16 protein-coding genes, 1 tRNA gene and 2 pseudogenes are annotated in these 14,969 nt (G+C 66.2%); 13 read left to right on the top strand and 6 right to left on the bottom strand.

From position 1 onward, the window contains the following. Positions 1-171 precede the first annotated feature (171 nt). Positions 172-819, top strand: a complete 648-nt coding sequence (locus PIB19_RS18220; RefSeq protein ID WP_271238465.1) for a glutathione S-transferase family protein — start codon at positions 172-174, stop codon at positions 817-819. Here PIB19_RS18220 and PIB19_RS18215 read toward each other — a convergent pair. The 3 genes from PIB19_RS18215 to PIB19_RS18205 all read right to left on the bottom strand — a co-directional run bounded on the left by PIB19_RS18215 (position 765) and on the right by PIB19_RS18205 (position 3,565). Continuing rightward, positions 765-1,712 (bottom strand): phytanoyl-CoA dioxygenase family protein, encoded by a 948-nt coding sequence (locus PIB19_RS18215; protein WP_271238464.1) that lies wholly within the window; start codon positions 1,710-1,712, stop codon positions 765-767. The genes PIB19_RS18220 and PIB19_RS18215 overlap by 55 nt on opposite strands. Positions 1,713-1,813: 101 nt before the next feature. After that, on the bottom strand, positions 1,814-2,215 hold the full coding sequence (locus PIB19_RS18210) for a low affinity iron permease family protein (protein WP_271238463.1): 402 nt from the start codon (positions 2,213-2,215) through the stop codon (positions 1,814-1,816). Between the two features lie 921 nt (positions 2,216-3,136). Beyond that, positions 3,137-3,565: a cupin domain-containing protein gene (locus PIB19_RS18205; RefSeq protein ID WP_271238462.1), complete on the bottom strand. Its 429-nt coding sequence runs from the start codon at positions 3,563-3,565 to the stop codon at positions 3,137-3,139. A gap of 119 nt (positions 3,566-3,684) precedes the next feature. Here PIB19_RS18205 and PIB19_RS18200 point away from each other — a divergent pair, with 119 nt between their 5' ends. From PIB19_RS18200 to PIB19_RS18170, 7 genes and pseudogenes are all read left to right on the top strand, one after another. After that, positions 3,685-4,038 carry a glycine zipper 2TM domain-containing protein gene (locus PIB19_RS18200; protein ID WP_271238461.1) on the top strand — a complete coding sequence of 118 codons (354 nt, stop codon included), beginning with the start codon at positions 3,685-3,687 and terminating at the stop codon, positions 4,036-4,038. A 53-nt stretch (positions 4,039-4,091) separates the two neighbouring features. Continuing rightward, a pseudogene (locus PIB19_RS18195) lies at positions 4,092-5,275 on the top strand (glycosyltransferase). Between the two features lie 70 nt (positions 5,276-5,345). After that, positions 5,346-5,552, top strand: a complete 207-nt coding sequence (locus PIB19_RS18190) for a hypothetical protein (protein WP_271238460.1) — start codon at positions 5,346-5,348, stop codon at positions 5,550-5,552. Between the two features lie 88 nt (positions 5,553-5,640). Further along, a complete protein-coding gene (locus PIB19_RS18185; protein WP_271238459.1) occupies positions 5,641-6,219 on the top strand; it encodes a hypothetical protein in 579 nt (192 codons plus the stop codon). Positions 6,220-6,254: 35 nt separating this feature from the next. Beyond that, the gene (locus PIB19_RS18180; RefSeq protein ID WP_271238458.1) at positions 6,255-6,806 is read left to right on the top strand and encodes a TMEM175 family protein; all 552 of its coding nucleotides are present in this window, start codon (positions 6,255-6,257) and stop codon (positions 6,804-6,806) included. A 133-nt stretch (positions 6,807-6,939) separates the two neighbouring features. After that, positions 6,940-7,107 carry a hypothetical protein gene (locus PIB19_RS18175; protein ID WP_271238457.1) on the top strand — a complete coding sequence of 56 codons (168 nt, stop codon included), beginning with the start codon at positions 6,940-6,942 and terminating at the stop codon, positions 7,105-7,107. Between the two features lie 91 nt (positions 7,108-7,198). Next, positions 7,199-8,377: a winged helix-turn-helix domain-containing protein gene (locus PIB19_RS18170; RefSeq protein WP_271238456.1), complete on the top strand. Its 1,179-nt coding sequence runs from the start codon at positions 7,199-7,201 to the stop codon at positions 8,375-8,377. 66 nt (positions 8,378-8,443) lie between these two features. Here PIB19_RS18170 and PIB19_RS18165 read toward each other — a convergent pair. Next, positions 8,444-8,520: transfer RNA gene (locus PIB19_RS18165), tRNA-Pro, on the bottom strand. A gap of 142 nt (positions 8,521-8,662) precedes the next feature. Between PIB19_RS18165 and yajC the strand changes: the two genes are divergently transcribed. From yajC to PIB19_RS18140, 5 genes and pseudogenes are all read left to right on the top strand, one after another. Next, positions 8,663-9,004, top strand: a complete 342-nt coding sequence (gene yajC, locus PIB19_RS18160) for a preprotein translocase subunit YajC (RefSeq protein WP_271238455.1) — start codon at positions 8,663-8,665, stop codon at positions 9,002-9,004. After that, the gene (gene secD, locus PIB19_RS18155; RefSeq protein ID WP_271238454.1) at positions 9,004-10,599 is read left to right on the top strand and encodes a protein translocase subunit SecD; all 1,596 of its coding nucleotides are present in this window, start codon (positions 9,004-9,006) and stop codon (positions 10,597-10,599) included. Before yajC ends, secD begins: the two co-directional genes overlap by 1 nt. Positions 10,600-10,716: 117 nt before the next feature. Then, positions 10,717-11,691 (top strand): protein translocase subunit SecF, encoded by a 975-nt coding sequence (gene secF / locus PIB19_RS18150; RefSeq protein WP_271238453.1) that lies wholly within the window; start codon positions 10,717-10,719, stop codon positions 11,689-11,691. A gap of 12 nt (positions 11,692-11,703) precedes the next feature. Further along, positions 11,704-12,066 (top strand): annotated as a pseudogene (locus PIB19_RS18145) (Mth938-like domain-containing protein); the annotation flags it as partial. An 18-nt stretch (positions 12,067-12,084) separates the two neighbouring features. Then, the gene (locus PIB19_RS18140) at positions 12,085-12,735 is read left to right on the top strand and encodes an alpha/beta hydrolase (RefSeq protein ID WP_271241028.1); all 651 of its coding nucleotides are present in this window, start codon (positions 12,085-12,087) and stop codon (positions 12,733-12,735) included. Between the two features lie 34 nt (positions 12,736-12,769). Here the strand turns inward: PIB19_RS18140 and PIB19_RS18135 are convergent, their stop codons facing one another. Together PIB19_RS18135 and PIB19_RS18130 are read right to left on the bottom strand one after the other, a co-directional pair. Continuing rightward, on the bottom strand, positions 12,770-13,996 hold the full coding sequence (locus PIB19_RS18135; RefSeq protein ID WP_271238452.1) for a threonine synthase: 1,227 nt from the start codon (positions 13,994-13,996) through the stop codon (positions 12,770-12,772). Between the two features lie 103 nt (positions 13,997-14,099). Beyond that, positions 14,100-14,915, bottom strand: coding sequence for an endonuclease/exonuclease/phosphatase family protein (locus PIB19_RS18130; RefSeq protein WP_271238451.1), 816 nt, complete (start codon positions 14,913-14,915; stop codon positions 14,100-14,102). Positions 14,916-14,969: the final 54 nt, after the last annotated feature.

Here is a 14,969-nt window from a genome sequence, read left to right as displayed (position 1 = left end):
CGTCGCGCCACCGAAGGTTGAGCGATCGTGTCAGGCAATGCCAGGAGCGGCTTGCAGCAGCCGATCCGCGCTTCAGCAAAAATATTTCAAAGGGCGTGTCGATTCCGCTAATCCCGCTCGTCGTCCTCTGTGGAACCAAAGCCGACGGATCAAGCAAGGGAGACAGATGCCATGACCAGCACCATTACCGCCTTCGAACGCTCGCCCGATGGCGGCAAGGGACTGGCGCGCGATACGCGGGTGCGCTGGGCGCTCGAGGAAGCCGGCCAGCCTTACGACGTTCGCCTGGTCTCGTTCGCCGGGATGAAGGAGCCCGCGCATCTCGCTCTCCATCCCTTCGGCCAGATTCCCACTTATGAAGACGGCGACCTCGCCCTGTTCGAGACAGGCGCCATCGTCTTCCACATCGCGGAACGGCACGGAGGCCTGCTGCCCGAAGAGGCCAATGCCCGGGCGCGCGCCGTCGCGTGGATGTTTGCCGCCGTCAACACGGTGGAGCCGCCGATCCTCGACCTCCAGACGGCCAGATTCGCAGAGGGCGACAAGCCGTGGAGCCAGGAACGGCTGCCGCTCGTCATGGACCGTATCCGCGCCCGGCTGGACCAACTGTCGACGCGCCTGGGCGATGCCGACTGGCTTGATGGCGCGTTCAGCGCGGGCGACCTGCTGATGGTGTCGGTGCTGCTGCGATTGCGAATGTCGGGCATCCTCGACGAGTATCCGAACCTCGCCGCTTATGTCGCTCGCGGCGAAGCCCGACCGGCTTATCGTCGCGCTTTTGCCGCGCAGCTGGCGATCAACGCCCCGACAACCGGCTGAACCTGTGGCAGATTCTGAGGCCGGTGCTTACAGATAGTGCGGTTCGCCTTTCTCGCGCAGTTCTTCGTAATGAACCAGCGCCGGCTCGGGGCCGAACGGCACCGGCTCTCCCCGCGGAACGCCCATTCGCCTCGGTCGCAATCCTCGGCGCGGACATAGCCGTTGATGTAGAGCCGGCGCTGGTGATCCGAGCGGTTGGCTCCCGATCCGTGCACCAGATAGGGGTTCCACAAAGCGAGATCGCCCGGCGCGAGCACCAAATCGATCGCATCGTCGGGCGAGAGCCCGGCCGCGACCAATACATCGTCCGTCATCGCGTTGCCGAGCACCTCGGTCGAAGTATCGAGGTCGAGATCACCCGCCATATGCGTACGCGGCAGGAAGCGCATGCAACCCGATTCGGGTGTGTGCGGATCGATCGCGAGGCCCGTCTGAACATAGGAGGTGCCGAGATTGCGATAGCATTCGTCGGGCTTGCGGAAGCGTGAATCCTGATGCCAGGCGAAATCGCCCATCCCGCCCGGCGCCTTCCAGTGGAGCTGATTGATGATCTGCTTGACGTCGCCGCCGATCAGCGGGGCGAGCATCGCCGCGAAGCGCGGGTCGCGGCGCACGCGATCGAGCACCGGCTGGTGATAGGACGGCCATTGCACCATCCGCACCAGCGGCGCGCCGTTTGGGCCCGGCGTGACGTTGTAGAACAAATTGCCGTGGCGGAACTTGCGCCCGTGCGCCATGCCTTCGGCATGGATCTGATCGATCGCGGTGCCGATTTCGGCGACTTCGAGGGGACTAAAGAACCCGCGCAGCACGGCGTAGCCGTCGCGCCGGAATTTGGCGACATACGCGTCGCCCTCGGCGCCGCTCCGCAGCCCAGGCTGTTCGAAACCCACATTTTCCTCCACGTCCGGACCCCGCAATTCTCGCCTGTGGAGCCGTGTGGCGACAATGAGCGTGCGCGCCGTGGCCAATGCCCTGCGGCTATGGCCGGCTTTTAGCGCCGCCTGAGCAGACGGCCCATGCCTTCGTGCCGTTCGGGCATTTCGCGCCCGCATTCGCGCTCGAGCTTGTCGCGGATCGCAATCAGATCCTTTTCGCCGAGATGCTCGATCCCGATGAACTCGTTGCGACCGGTGTCGAGCGCGCGGATCAGCTCGTCGAGCTTGGCCTGGATCGCTGCGGCGTCGCGATTCTGTGCGTTCTGGATCAGGAACACCATCAGGAAGGTGACGATCGTCGTTCCGGTGTTGATTACCAGCTGCCACGTGTCCGACCACGCGAACACCGGCCCGCTTAACCCCCAGCCGAAGACGATCAGGAAGGCAAAGGCGAACGCGCTCGGCCGCCCCGCCCATCCCGCGACTGCCTGTGCGAACCGCTCGAAAACGCCACTCATGCCGGCTCCTCCCGATTTTCACTCATCCTAACGGGAGAAGCACGACGGGTCACCAAGCGGGCTTGAGCGCCGAGCGACTTACTTCCCAAGCGTCATCTCCACGAAGGCTTGGATCCAGGGTTACTCCACTGGCCAGCCACGCTTGGCTCTGGATCCCCGCTTTAGCGGGGACGACGATTTAGGCTGAGCGAATCTCGCTCCAAGAATCGCGCCGGAAAACGCAAAGGGGACCGGCATTGCTGCCAGTCCCCATGTCACCGGACTTCAGCCTCTCATCCCGAAGGACGCGTGGCCTGGTTTCGGCGGCATGCTCCACTCGCGCCGGCAAGGGCATGCGAGCTTCGCGTCGGTCACCGGGGCCGGCTGATCGCCACGCTTCCGAAGAAGCAGGCTTCGTTTCCGGCCTTCGGTGGCCCGCTCCATGACTTCGCCCGAAAGCGGAACCATGAAGCCTTGCTGGATACGATTTCCCGAACAATCCATCGGCTTCGACTTCTCGCTTGCGCGGTGGCCAATGCCCTGGGTTTCGTTCTTCGGGCCGATCCCTCCGTCGATCTGCCGCTTGCGCGGGCCTATCGGCTTCGGTCTCGTCCATCAGCTGATCCTTCGCTTCGGCCAGCGCTTGCGCGCTTGCTTCGGCATCCGGTCCAGCCCGCTTCGGCGTCTCTCGAAATCGCCGCGACGCTTGCGCATCGCCTTGTTCTCGCAACCACCGTCGCTCTCGTCTCCCCGTCCCGTTCGAGGTGGTTTCCCGAAGGCACCTGCACTCGTCCGATCCGTGTAAGTCGTTGGTTCTACTTTGGTTTCCCTCTGCCGAACCGCCTTTCTTACAAGACTGATGCTGTCATCGATCCCGAGTCGTTCAAAGCACCAAATGATGCCCGGAGCCTGTGGATAACGTGAATAACGGGGACAGAAGGCTCAATCCGCACCCGGCGTCCATCCGGGTGCGGCAAGCTCGAAGCCGGCAAAATCGAAGCCGGGGACGACCACGCAGCTCACCAGCGCCCAGCCGGAACGTGCCTCGGTCGATTGCCAGCGATTCGCCGGCACCAGCCATTGGGGCGCATAGCCTTGCGTCACGTCGCCGCCAAGCCGGATCGTCGCGACTGCGCCGTCTTCCTGTTCGACCAGCAATTCCAGCGGCGATCCCGCATGCCACAGCCAGAGCTCGGCGGCGTCGACGCGGTGCCAATGCGATCGCTGGCCGTGCTCGAGCAGGAAATGGATCGCCGTCGCGGCCGATCGCCCGTCCCCGCCCGCCTCTGCGCGCCACGTCTCGCGATACCAGCCGCCCTCCGGATGCGGCGAGAGGCCAAGTGTCTTGATGATCGTTCGTGGCGCGTTCATGTTGAAAATCCCAACGTCAGATGAGCGGGACGTAGTTTTAGGTTCATGAAACCGCGCACCGCCGCGGGACGTTTCGCTAACGGTTTCTGTAACTAGAATCGATAATATGGGAGTGAATCATGCGAAAATTCATTGTCGCGCTCAGCGCGATTGCGGTGGCGATCCCCACCGCGGTGGCCCTTCCGGCCCCCAGGGCCGAAGCCAAGGCTTACGACTATAAGGCCGGCTACAGCGCCGATACCCAGCGCCGTCGCTATCAGTATCGGGAATGGCGTGGCCGCGACGGCCGCCGCTATTGCCGCAAGCCCAACGGCACCACCGGTCTCGTCGTCGGCGGCGTCGCCGGTGCGCTGGTCGGCCGTTCGATCGATAGCCGCGGTGATCGCTCCACCGGCACCATCCTCGGCGCCGCCGCCGGCGCGCTTGCCGGCCGCGAGATCGAGCGGAGCAGCAGCAATCGTCGCTGCCGCTAAGCCCTGAAGGATCGCACGCGGAGCATTAACCCTGGCGCTGTATAGGCGCTGACATGCTCCGCGTGCTCGTCCTCTCCACTCTCTTCCCCGACGCCTCGCGTCCCAATTTCGGCATCTTCGTCGAGCGCCAGACGCTCGCACTGGCCGAGCATCCCGATGTCGAACTGCGCGTCGTCGCCCCGCTCGGCCTGCCTCCGTTTCCGCTCGATCGGCTGTCGCGCTATCGCCCGCTGGCTGCGCTTCCCGCGCGCGAGGACTGGAAGGGTCTCACGGTTCATCGCCCGCGTTTCCGCAACCTTCCCGGCACCGGCGGTCGCTTCCATGCCCGCGCGCTGGCCGATGCCGTGACGCCCTTGCTCGGCGAAATCCGCCACGATTTCGCCTTCGACGTGATCGACGCGGAATTCTTCTTCCCCGACGGCGTCGCCGCGGTCGAACTCGGCCGCCGCTTCGGCGTGCCCGTGTCGATCAAGGCACGCGGCTCGGATATCCATGGCTGGGGCCGCAATCCCGTGATCGGCCCCCAGATCCGCGCCGCCGCGCACGCCGCCGACGGTCTGCTCGCGGTCTCGGAGGCGATGCGCGACGACATGACCGCGCTCGGGCTCCCGGGCGATCGCACCGAATGCATCGTCACCGGCGTCGATTTCGGCCGCTTCGCGCTCGCCAGCCGGTCCGAAGCCAAGGCCGCATTGGGCGTCACCGGCCCGCTGGTTCTCTCGGTCGGCGCACTGATCCCGCTCAAGGGCCATCAGATCCTGATCGACGCCGTCGCGACCCTGCCGGGCATTCAGCTCTGGATCGCGGGCGAAGGTCCCCACAAGGCGTCACTCGCCGCGCAGATTGCGCGCCTAGGCCTCGGCGATCGCATCCGCCTGCTCGGTTCGATTCCGCATGCCGAGCTTCCGACCTTCCTCACCGCCGCCGACGCGATGGCACTCGCTTCCGAGCGTGAGGGCCTCGCCAATGCCTGGCTCGAGGCACTGGCGAGCGGCACGCCGGTAGTGATTCCCGATGTCGGTGGCGCACGTCAGGTCGTGCGCACCGACACGGGGGCCGGATCGTCGCGCGCACGCCCGAAGCCTTTGCCGCCGCGCTCGCCATGCTCATCGCCAACCCGCCCGATCCGGCGGAAGTTCGCGCAACGGTCGAGCCCTTCACCTGGGCCGCCAACAGCGCACGGCTCCACGCCTTCCTCCAGCGCATCGTTGCGAAGCACCGAACTGCCGTCGCCTGATCCGTCGCGCAGGCGGAACGACTCGGTGCCCGCACCGTTGAGCCGAAACGGGCTGGGCTGGAGAGACAAGATGGCAGACCGCGACCGCAATCCCGAAAGCTCGATCATCGGCCGGGACGCCGATACTACAAACGGCACGCCCAGCGGCGAACGTGTGGCCGATCACCTCAGCCAGAGCACGACCGGCAAGGATGCCGACAAAACGGACTCGGCCGAAGAATGCGAGGGCCTCGACATCGTTTTCGAACGTGAGGAACCCGAAACCACCACCCATTGATGCAGCCGCGGACACCGGATCGCGATCCTGCGTTGACTCACCCGGCAATGATCCGTGACACTGGCGTCACGAAATGCGGAGAATTGCGATGGCCGGAAAGAAGAAGAAGGACGACAAGGGTACGGCCGGCAAGGGTTCGTTCCTCCCCAAAAGCATCGCGGGCGTGAAGCTTCCCAAGGGAGTGCGCGGCAAGCTGAGCGAGCTCGCCAAGCATCCGCTCGTCGCGGACATCCTCGCCGCCGGGCTGGTGGCGATCGCCGCCAAGCTCAAGAACGAGCCTGCGGTGCAGAAGGGCGCGGCCAAGGCTGCCGATACTGCCGGCGACGCGGCCGCCGAAGTGGCACAGGCTGCCGCCAATGTCGCGACCGCAGTGGCAAAGCCCGTTGCCAGGCGCGCCCGCAAGGCGCCGGCCGCCAAGCCGCCCGCGACTGAAGCCGCGGTGAAGCCAGTCACGCGCCGGACGCGCAAGCCTGCCGCGGCGAGCGCCACGCCAGCACCGGCATCGCGCACTCGCAAGGCCGCCGCGCCCTCGCCCAGCCCGGCTCCGGCAGCTGCGGCCAAGCCGCCCGCGCGCCGCACCCGCAAGCCCGCCGAGAGCAGCACCGCCAAGCCGCGCGCCGCGCGCCGTGCCGCGCCGAGGAAACCGACGCCGCCAAAGGGCGAATGATCGGGCAACAAGGGCACAAGCGCTGAGGGGGAATCATGCGCAGGATCGGTAAGGAGCCGGAGCTGCATGGCCCCGGCCATGCGCTCGAACGGCTGATCTTCTTCTCCGACGCGGTGTTCGCGATCGCGATCACGCTGCTGATCATCGAGGTCCGTGTGCCCGAAGTGCACGGGGCCCGCAGCGATCATGACTTCCTCGTCGCGCTGGCGCAGCTCAGCCCGCATTTCATCAGCTTTCTGATCTCGTTCTTCGTGATCGGCTCGTTCTGGGCGGGGCATCACCGTGCCTTCGATTGCGCACGCCACTGGGATTCGCGGATCGTCTTTCCCAATCTCGTATTGCTCTGCACGATCGCGGCGATGCCCTTCTTCACTGCCCTGTCGTCCGAATATTACGGACACCGAGTGCCGGTGGCATTCTATTGCGGCTGGATGGCGCTGGCCGCGCTCGCCAATATCCGGCTCCAGCGAATCATCACTTCGCCCCCGTGGTCGGCGAGCATGTACCGCCCGAACAATGCCTCGCCTTGCGCCAGCGCGGCTATTCGACACTGCTTGGCGCGGTCACCAGCCTTATCGTCAGCCTGATCGTGCCCTGGCTCGGCCAGCCGGCGCTCGTGACGATCCTGCTGTGGCGCCTATTGTTGCAACGCCGGAAACCGCATCCCTGAAACCGGCACGGCGTTCCGGCCGTTTCCTGCCCGCAGCAGGAGACGAACCAATGCCCGACGCTCCCGACAATCTCTCGACCGAGCACCAGAGGCCCGGCGACGCCAAACGCCCCAGGGACACGCTCGACGGCGAGAATGACGCGGCGCACTGGGCGAAGAACTTCGATCCCGCCGAAGATGCCGGCAAGGCCGAACCGAGCGGCGATCCCGCCGACTAGGTTCTGTCTGGCTGTCGGCCAGCGCGACCAGCCCGCCCCGCGACCGGCGATCGGTTGACGACCCCCGCTCCCGGCGTCCAGGCAGCGGCCTGTGTCCACCACACTCTCTCTGAAGGATGCGCGGCGAATCGCGCTCGCGGCGCAGGGTTTCGGCATGCGTCGTCCCGAACGCCCGACCATTGGTTCCCTGCGCAAGACCGCCGACCGCCTCGGGCTCTTCCAGATAGACAGCGTCAACGTATTGACCCGGGCGCACTATCTTCCCGCTTTCTCGCGGCTGGGCAGCTATGACCGCACGCTGCTCGAGCGGGACGCCTGGGGTCCGGTGCGCCAGCGGCGCCTGTTCGAATATTGGGCGCACGAAGCCTCATTGCTGCCGCTCGACCTCCACCCGCTCCTGCGCTGGCGCATGGCCCGTGCCGAGCGCGGCGAGATCGGCTATCAGGCCCTGAAGCGCTTCGCGGCGGAACGCCGACCCGAAGCAACGGCGATACTGGAGCGGATCGCCGCCGAAGGCCCGCTGACAGCCGCCGATTTCGAGAACGGATCGAGCAAGAGCGGTTGGTGGGAATGGAGCCACACCAAGCATGCGCTCGAATGGCTGTTCTGGTCGGGCAAGATCACCACCGCCACCCGCCGCGGCAGCTTCGCCCGAGTCTATGACCTGCCCGAGCGGGTGCTGCCAAAGGCCATCTTCGACCTGCCCACCCCCGATGCCGCAAGCGCGCAACGCGCACTGATCGAACGAAGCGCGCGGGCACTCGGCGTTGCGACCGCGGCGGACCTTCGTGACTATTATCGGTTGAAGCCCGAAGAGGCGGATCATGCGATCGCCGTCGAGGCGGAGGCCGGCATTCTGGTCCCCGTCCGGGTCGAAGGCTGGAGCCAGAAAGCCTGGGTGCACCGCGACGCCCGTTTGCCCCGCCGCGTGCGCGGCGCGGCGCTGCTCGCCCCGTTCGATCCTCTGGTCTGGGAGCGCAGCCGCGCCGAACGCCTGTTCGGATTCCGTTATCGCATCGAGATCTATGTGCCGCAGGACAAGCGGATCCACGGCTATTATGTGCTGCCCTTCCTGTTGGACGAGGCGCTGGTCGCGCGCGTCGACCTCAAGGCAGACCGCCAGGCGCGCATCCTCCTCGCGCACCGCATCACTCTCGAACCCGGCGCACCCGCCGAAACCCTGGAGCGCCTCACGGTCGAGCTCGACCGGATGGCGGCGTGGCTGGGCCTCGACGCCGTCCGGGTGGGCGAGGTCATTCGGGGAGGATGATTGCCGAAACCGAGGAGCGATTCGCGGGCGGCGACCGAAAATGCGGCCCCTGGCTCCTGATTTGACTGGTCGGGGCGACAGGATTCGAACCTGCGACCCCCACACCCCCAGTGTGATGCGCTACCAGGCTGCGCTACGCCCCGACCAAGGGTGCGCCCTCTATTCCGGTCCGCCGCAGGATGCAAGCGACACCGACAATAGTTGCGCGTCCCCGTAACGCATGATAGCGCGCGCCGCTTGAACGGGGCCGTTCCGCGCCCCGCAAATCCAGGCAACCGGAAACCCATGTTCGCCACCCCAGCATATGCACAGGCCGCAGGCGCCGCACAGGGCGGAAGCACCGCAGGCGCGATCGTTTCGCTGCTGCCGCTCGTCCTCATCTTCGTGGTCTTCTACTTCCTGATGATCCGTCCCCAGCAAAAGCGTATGAAGGCGCTGCAGGACGCGGTCGGCGGCGTGAAGAAGGGCGACACCGTCGTCACCGCCGGCGGCCTGATCGGCAAGGTCACCAAGGTCGACGAGACCGAAGTCGAGCTCGAGCTCGGCACCAACGTCAAGGTCCGCGCGATCAAGGCGACTCTCGCCGAAATCCGCCCGCTCGGCGGCGGCAAGCCCGCGAACGACTGATGCTCGACTTTCCCCGCTGGAAGGTTCTGACGATCACCCTCGGCCTTGCGCTGCTGGTGGCGATCTCGATCCCGAGCTTCATCCCCAAGAGCGTGCGCGAGACCTGGCCTTCCTGGGTCCCGAAGCCCGCGATCAATCTCGGCCTCGACCTCGCCGGCGGTTCCTATCTGCTGCTCGAGGGCAAGACCGACGACGTCGCGCAGGCGCGGCTCGAGCAGAAGCAGGAGCAGGTCCGCAGCGAGATGCGGCGCGATCCGCGCATCGAGATCGGCGACATCTCGGTCCAGGGCGGCAAACTAAGCTTCATGGTCCGCGATTCGTCGAAGGTCGACGCGGCGCGCGAACGCCTCCTGGCGATCACCGGCAGCGGCGTCGGCACCACCGGCCAGCGCGAATGGGATATTTCGGTCGTCGATTCGAGCCGGTTCGTACTCACGCCCACCAATGCGGGGCTGAACCAGGCCGCCGAAGAGGCGATGAACGACGCGCGCGAAGTGGTCGAGCGGCGCATCAACGCGCTCGGCACCGTCGAGCCGACGGTGGTCCGGGAGGGCAGTAACCGCATCGTCGTCCAGGTCCCTGGCCTCAACGATCCGACCGCGCTCAAGAACCTGCTCGGCAAGACCGCCAAGCTCGAATTCCGCTTGGTCGACACCACTGCCAATCCGGCGGACATCGCCAAGGGCATCGCGCCCGCGGGATCGGTGCTGATGCCCTATGCCGAGGGCGGCGGCGCTATCGCGGTCCAGCGCCAGATCATGATCACCGGCGACATGCTGGTAAATGCGTCGCAGAGCTATGACCCGACCACCGGCGCGCCGGGCGTGACGCTCCAGCTCGACGGCGCGGGCTCGCGGCGCTTCGCCAAGGTGACGCAGGAGAATTCGGGCAAGCCTTTCGCGATCATCGTCGACGGCACGGTGATCTCGGCGCCGCGCATCAACGAACCGATTCTCGGCGGCAGCGCAGTGATCAACGGCGGCTTCACCGTGGATAGCGCCAACCAGCTCGCGATCGCATTGCGTTCGGGCAAGCTCAAGGTGCCGCTCACTATCGTCCAGGAATCGACCGTCAGCCCCGAGCTCGGCGCCGATTCGATTCGCGCGGGCATCACTGCGTCGGTCATCGCCGTGGTCGCGGTCATCGCCTTCATGATCCTGACCTATGGGCGCTTCGGCATCTATGCGACGATGGCGGTGGTCATCAACGTGCTGGTCATCCTCGCGGTGATGGGCATGCTCAACGCCACGCTGACGCTGCCGGGCATCGCCGGCTTCGTGCTCACCATCGGCACCGCGGTCGACGCCAACGTGCTGATCAACGAACGCATCCGCGAGGAGCATCGCCGCGGCCGCAGCATCGTCCAGTCGGTCGAGCTCGGCTACAAGGAAGCCAGCCGGACGATCTTCGAGGCCAATGTGACGCACGCGATCGCGGGCTTCATCATGCTGATCCTCGGTTCGGGCCCGGTGCGCGGCTTCGCGGTGGTGCTGCTGATCGGTATCGCCACGTCGGTGTTCACTGCAGTGGTGTTCACCCGCATGCTCGTCACGATCTGGTTGCGCCGTAACCGGCCGACGGAGATCCATATCTGATGCGCACGGTTCTTCTTGATCGTCACCCCGGCGAAGGCCGGGGCCCAGAGTTTCTCTGTCGTCCCGCTTGTGATTCCTGGATCCCGGCTTTCGCCGGGATGACGAAGTGAGATAGGTATGCGGCTCCTCAAGATCGTTCCGGACAACACCAATATCGGGTTCGTCCGCATCCGCCACATCGCCTTCGCGATCACGGCATTGCTCACCATCGCCGCGATCGCTTTGGTCGCGACGCGCGGCCTCAACATGGGCGTCGACTTCGCCGGCGGCGTGTCGATCGAGGAGAAGTTCACCTCTGCCCCGCCGCTCGACGAGGTCCGCTCGACGGTCAACCATCTCGGTCTCGGCGAAGCGGCGCTCCAGCAATTGGGCGGCGCCAACACCGTGACCATCCGTCTGCCGGTGCCCGAATCGGCCGATCCGGCGGCGACCGACCAGATGGTCGAGAAGGTGAAGACGGCACTCGCGGCCAAATTCCCCGGCGCTACCTTCAGCAACTATTCGACCGTCTCGGGCAAGGTCTCGGACGAGCTGATCCGGAACGGCATCCTCGCCGTGTTCCTCGCGGTCATCGGCATCGCGATCTTCTCGTGGTTCCGCTACGAATGGCAGTTCGGCGTGTCGACCGCAGTCGCGATCATGCACGACGTGCTGATGACGTTGGGCTTCTTCGCGCTGTTCCGCGAGCTGTTCACCTTCGATCTCAACATCGTCGCCGCGGTGCTGACGATCATCGGCTATTCGATCAACGACAAGATGGTGATCGACGACCGCATCCGCGAGAATATGCGCAAGTTCCGCAAGATGGAGATGGGTGACCTGATCGATTTGTCGGTCAACGAGACGCTGCCGCGCACCGTGATGACCTCGGTCACGATCATGCTCGCGCTCGCCGCGTTGCTGATCTTCGGTGGCCCGGTGCTGCGCGGCTTCACTGCGGCGATGATGCTCGGCATCGTCGTCGGCACCTATTCGTCGATCTACGTGTCGTCGTCGCTGCTGATCACGCTGGGCCTCAAGCCGGGCTTCCGCGAGGACCGTAAAAGCAGCGCCCCCGACGGCGAGCGCGTCGTGCCCCGCGACCGGCCGTAAGAAGATGGCCCGATGAAGATGGAACGCCGCAGCGCCGAGGGGCCGGTGATCTCCGGCTTTTCGGGACGCGGCTTCAAGGTCGACGAGGGCGTTTACGAAGGGCTGCTGATCACGCCGCAGCGCGCCGACGGCTGGTCGCCCCCGCCGATCGCCGAGCTGAGCGAAGCCGATCTCGCGCCTTTGCTGTCGCTCGATCCGCAACCCGAATTCCTGCTGCTCGGCACCGGCGATACGCTCGTTCGTCCGCCCGCGGCGCTGGTCAAGGCACTCGGCGCGCGGGGCATCGGCGTGGAAGCGATGGACAGCCGCGCCGCCGCCCGCGCCTGGGGCGTGCTCCGCGCCGAGCTGCGCTGGGTCGCCGGCGCGCTCTACCCCTCGGCTGAAGGACCGCGCATGCAGCAACTGGACGGCCCCAGCCTTTCGCCTTTGTCCGGCGGCGCGCCCAAACAGCTCGTCGTGCTGCTCCACGGTTACGGCTCGAACGGCGCCGATTTGATCTCTCTCGCGCCGATGTGGCGCCAGCTGCTGCCCGACGCATTGTTCGTCGCCCCCAACGCACCCGAGCGCTGCCCCGGCGCGCCTGGCGGCTATCAATGGTGGGCGCTGCACGACCTCGGCCGCGCCGCACTGGCCGCCGGTGCCCGCCATGCCGCGCCGGTGCTCGACGCCTGGCTAGATGGCCTGCTCGCCGAACACGGGCTGGATGAGAGCAAGATGGTGCTGGCCGGCTTCAGCCAGGGTACGATGATGGCGCTGCAGATCGGCCCGCGCCGCGAACGCGCGCTCGCCGGCATCCTCGGCTATTCGGGAATGATCGCGGGGCCGTCGCTCGACGCGGCGGAGGTGCGCAGCAAGCCGCCGGTGTTGCTGATCCACGGCGATGCGGATGGAATCGTGCCGCTCAGCGCCTATCACCATGCGCATGCCGAGCTGGAGCGGTTGGGCTTCCCGCTCGAAAGCCATGTCTCGCACGGGCTCGGCCACGGCGTGGATCCGGACGGAATCGCGCTTGGCGGGAAGTTCGTGCAACGGGTGTTGGGCTAACCAAATTCCTCCTCGCGAAGCGGAGGAGGAATTATTAGAGCGCCGCCCAATCCATCGGCGCGTGCCGGTCCAGAAACCGCGACTGGTCCGCCAACGGGTATTTAAGCCCCGTCGCGCAGTTGAACAGCACTGTCTTCTCCTCCGCATCCACCAGCCCCGCCGCGAGCGCATCGCGATACGCCGCCAGCGTCGCCCCGCCCTCGGGGCAAAGCAAAAGCCCGTTCTTCTTGCCCGCATCCTCGACAGCCTGCATCAATGCCGCGTCGCTCACCGCCAGCGCCTTGCCGCCGCTCGCGCGCACTGCGTCGAGGATCAGGAAATCGCCGACCGCCTGCGGCACGCGGATCCCCGCCGCTACCGTATGGGCGTCCTCCCAGCGCACCGCATGCCGTTCGCCCGCATCGAACGCGCGGACGATCGGCGCGCAGCCTTCGGCCTGCACTGCGTACATCCGCGGGCGCTTGCTGCCGATCCAGCCCAGCGCCTCCATCTCGTCGAACGCCTTCCACATCCCGATCAGCCCGGTGCCGCCACCGGTGGGATAGAAGATCGCGTCGGGAAGCTCCCAGCCGAACTGCTCGGCGAGTTCGAGCCCCATCGTCTTCTTGCCCTCGATCCGATACGGCTCCTTGAGCGTCGACAAGTCGAACCAGCCCCGCGCTTCCTTCCCCGCCCCGACCAATTTGCCGCAATCGTCGATCAGTCCGTTGACCCGATAGACCCGCGCACCCTGCGCCGCGATCTCGCGGACATTGATCTCGGGCGTATCGTCCGGGCAGAAAATCACTGCCTCGATCCCGGCGCGCGCCGCGTACGCCGCCGCCGCCGCGCCGGCATTTCCGTTGGTCGGCATCGCGATCGTGGCGACGCCCAGCTCCTTCGCCATCGCGATCGCCATCACGAGGCCGCGCGCCTTGAACGATCCCGTAGGCAGTCGCCCCTCGTCCTTGACCCAGACATTGCCCGGTTCCCTGAGGAGCGGCACGATCGGAGTCGCGGTCTCGCCGAGGCTGACGATGTTCGCCCTATGCCGCACCGGCAGCAGCTCGCGATATTTCCACAGGTCCGCCGGCCGGCCGGCCAGGATCTCCGGGGTCAGCGCACTCTTCACGCCCTCCAGATCGTAGCGCACCAGCAACGGCCGCCCGACTCGCGAAAGCCCGTGCAGCTGGTCCGCCGCATAATGCTCGCCGGTCATCGAGCATTCGAGATGGCTGACGAAGGTCGGCCGGTCGGCGGTGAGATTGTCGTCGTGGTGCATGGCCGGCGCCTACTCCAACCGTCATCCCGGCGAAAGCCGGGACCCAGAGCCACAGGCCGTCCCGCTCATGACTCTGGACCCCGGCTTTCGCCGGGGTGACGATTCAGTGCTTCCACCCCAATTCGGCCATCACCGGGAAGTGATCCGAAGTCTGCACCGCGCCTTGATGATCGGTGATCGTCGTCACGCGTCTGGCGGTAAACCCGCGCGTGAAAATCCAGTCGATCCGCTTGTCGGCCTTTCCGGTGAAATTGTGGAAGGTCTCGTCCGGCCCCAGCTTCTGCGGCGCGCTGTCGCGGGCATCGGTCAGGCGCGTGGCGAGCAGCTTGTGCGCCGCGCTCCCCGGCGTGGTGTTGAAGTCGCCGGTCAGCACCACCGGCAGATCGCCGGCCATCGCCTCGATGCGCTTGAGGACCAGAGCCGCGCCGTTGGTGCGCGCGCCTTCGTCCTGATCGCGATGCGGGAGATGCGTGTTGAAGGCATAGAAGCGGCGCTTTCCGTCGATCGTCTCGAACAGCCCCCAGGTCGCCAGCCGCGGCAGGTCCGCGCCCCATGCCGAACTGCCCGGCATCTCGGGGGTCTCGGACAGCCAGAAATCGCCCGACTTGATCAGCCTGAGCCGATCGGTCCGGTAGAAGATCCCCATATGCTCGTCTTCGTCGCCGCCGCGGCGGCCGACTCCGAACCATGCATAGTTCTTCAGCCGCGCGGCGAGGAAATCGCCCTGCACCTTGAGCAGCTCCTGCGTCCCGAACAAATCGGGTGCCGCCTTTTCCAGCATCGCCGCAGTCACTTCGCGGCGCTTGCTCCACGCATTGGCGCCGTCATTCTCGTTGGCGTAGCGGATGTTGAAGCTCATCACCTTGAGCGGCGCCTGCGCCATCGCCGGCCCGCCCGCGACCAGCAGCACCGCCAGCATCACTCTCCACAAAATCCGCATACCGAACTCCCATTTCACTGCGTCCGCATAGGC

The organism is Sphingomonas sp. 7/4-4 (assembly GCF_027941955.1).
Classification (GTDB): Bacteria; Pseudomonadota; Alphaproteobacteria; order Sphingomonadales; family Sphingomonadaceae; genus Sphingomonas.
The sequence above is the reverse complement of the archived record's forward strand: the minus strand, read 5'-3'. Positions and strand labels throughout refer to the sequence as shown.

Coding starts and splice junctions, on each gene's coding strand:
- PIB19_RS18220 (WP_271238465.1), top strand. CDS start 172: ATGACCAGCACCATTACCGCCTTCGAACGCTCGCCCGATGGCGGCAAG.
- PIB19_RS18210 (WP_271238463.1), bottom strand. CDS start 2,215: ATGAGTGGCGTTTTCGAGCGGTTCGCACAGGCAGTCGCGGGATGGGCG.
- PIB19_RS18205 (WP_271238462.1), bottom strand. CDS start 3,565: ATGAACGCGCCACGAACGATCATCAAGACACTTGGCCTCTCGCCGCAT.
- PIB19_RS18200 (WP_271238461.1), top strand. CDS start 3,685: ATGCGAAAATTCATTGTCGCGCTCAGCGCGATTGCGGTGGCGATCCCC.
- PIB19_RS18190 (WP_271238460.1), top strand. CDS start 5,346: ATGGCAGACCGCGACCGCAATCCCGAAAGCTCGATCATCGGCCGGGAC.
- PIB19_RS18185 (WP_271238459.1), top strand. CDS start 5,641: ATGGCCGGAAAGAAGAAGAAGGACGACAAGGGTACGGCCGGCAAGGGT.
- PIB19_RS18180 (WP_271238458.1), top strand. CDS start 6,255: ATGCGCAGGATCGGTAAGGAGCCGGAGCTGCATGGCCCCGGCCATGCG.
- PIB19_RS18175 (WP_271238457.1), top strand. CDS start 6,940: ATGCCCGACGCTCCCGACAATCTCTCGACCGAGCACCAGAGGCCCGGC.
- yajC (WP_271238455.1), top strand. CDS start 8,663: ATGTTCGCCACCCCAGCATATGCACAGGCCGCAGGCGCCGCACAGGGC.
- secD (WP_271238454.1), top strand. CDS start 9,004: ATGCTCGACTTTCCCCGCTGGAAGGTTCTGACGATCACCCTCGGCCTT.
- secF (WP_271238453.1), top strand. CDS start 10,717: ATGCGGCTCCTCAAGATCGTTCCGGACAACACCAATATCGGGTTCGTC.
- PIB19_RS18140 (WP_271241028.1), top strand. CDS start 12,085: ATGCAGCAACTGGACGGCCCCAGCCTTTCGCCTTTGTCCGGCGGCGCG.
- PIB19_RS18135 (WP_271238452.1), bottom strand. CDS start 13,996: ATGCACCACGACGACAATCTCACCGCCGACCGGCCGACCTTCGTCAGC.
- PIB19_RS18130 (WP_271238451.1), bottom strand. CDS start 14,915: ATGCTGGCGGTGCTGCTGGTCGCGGGCGGGCCGGCGATGGCGCAGGCG.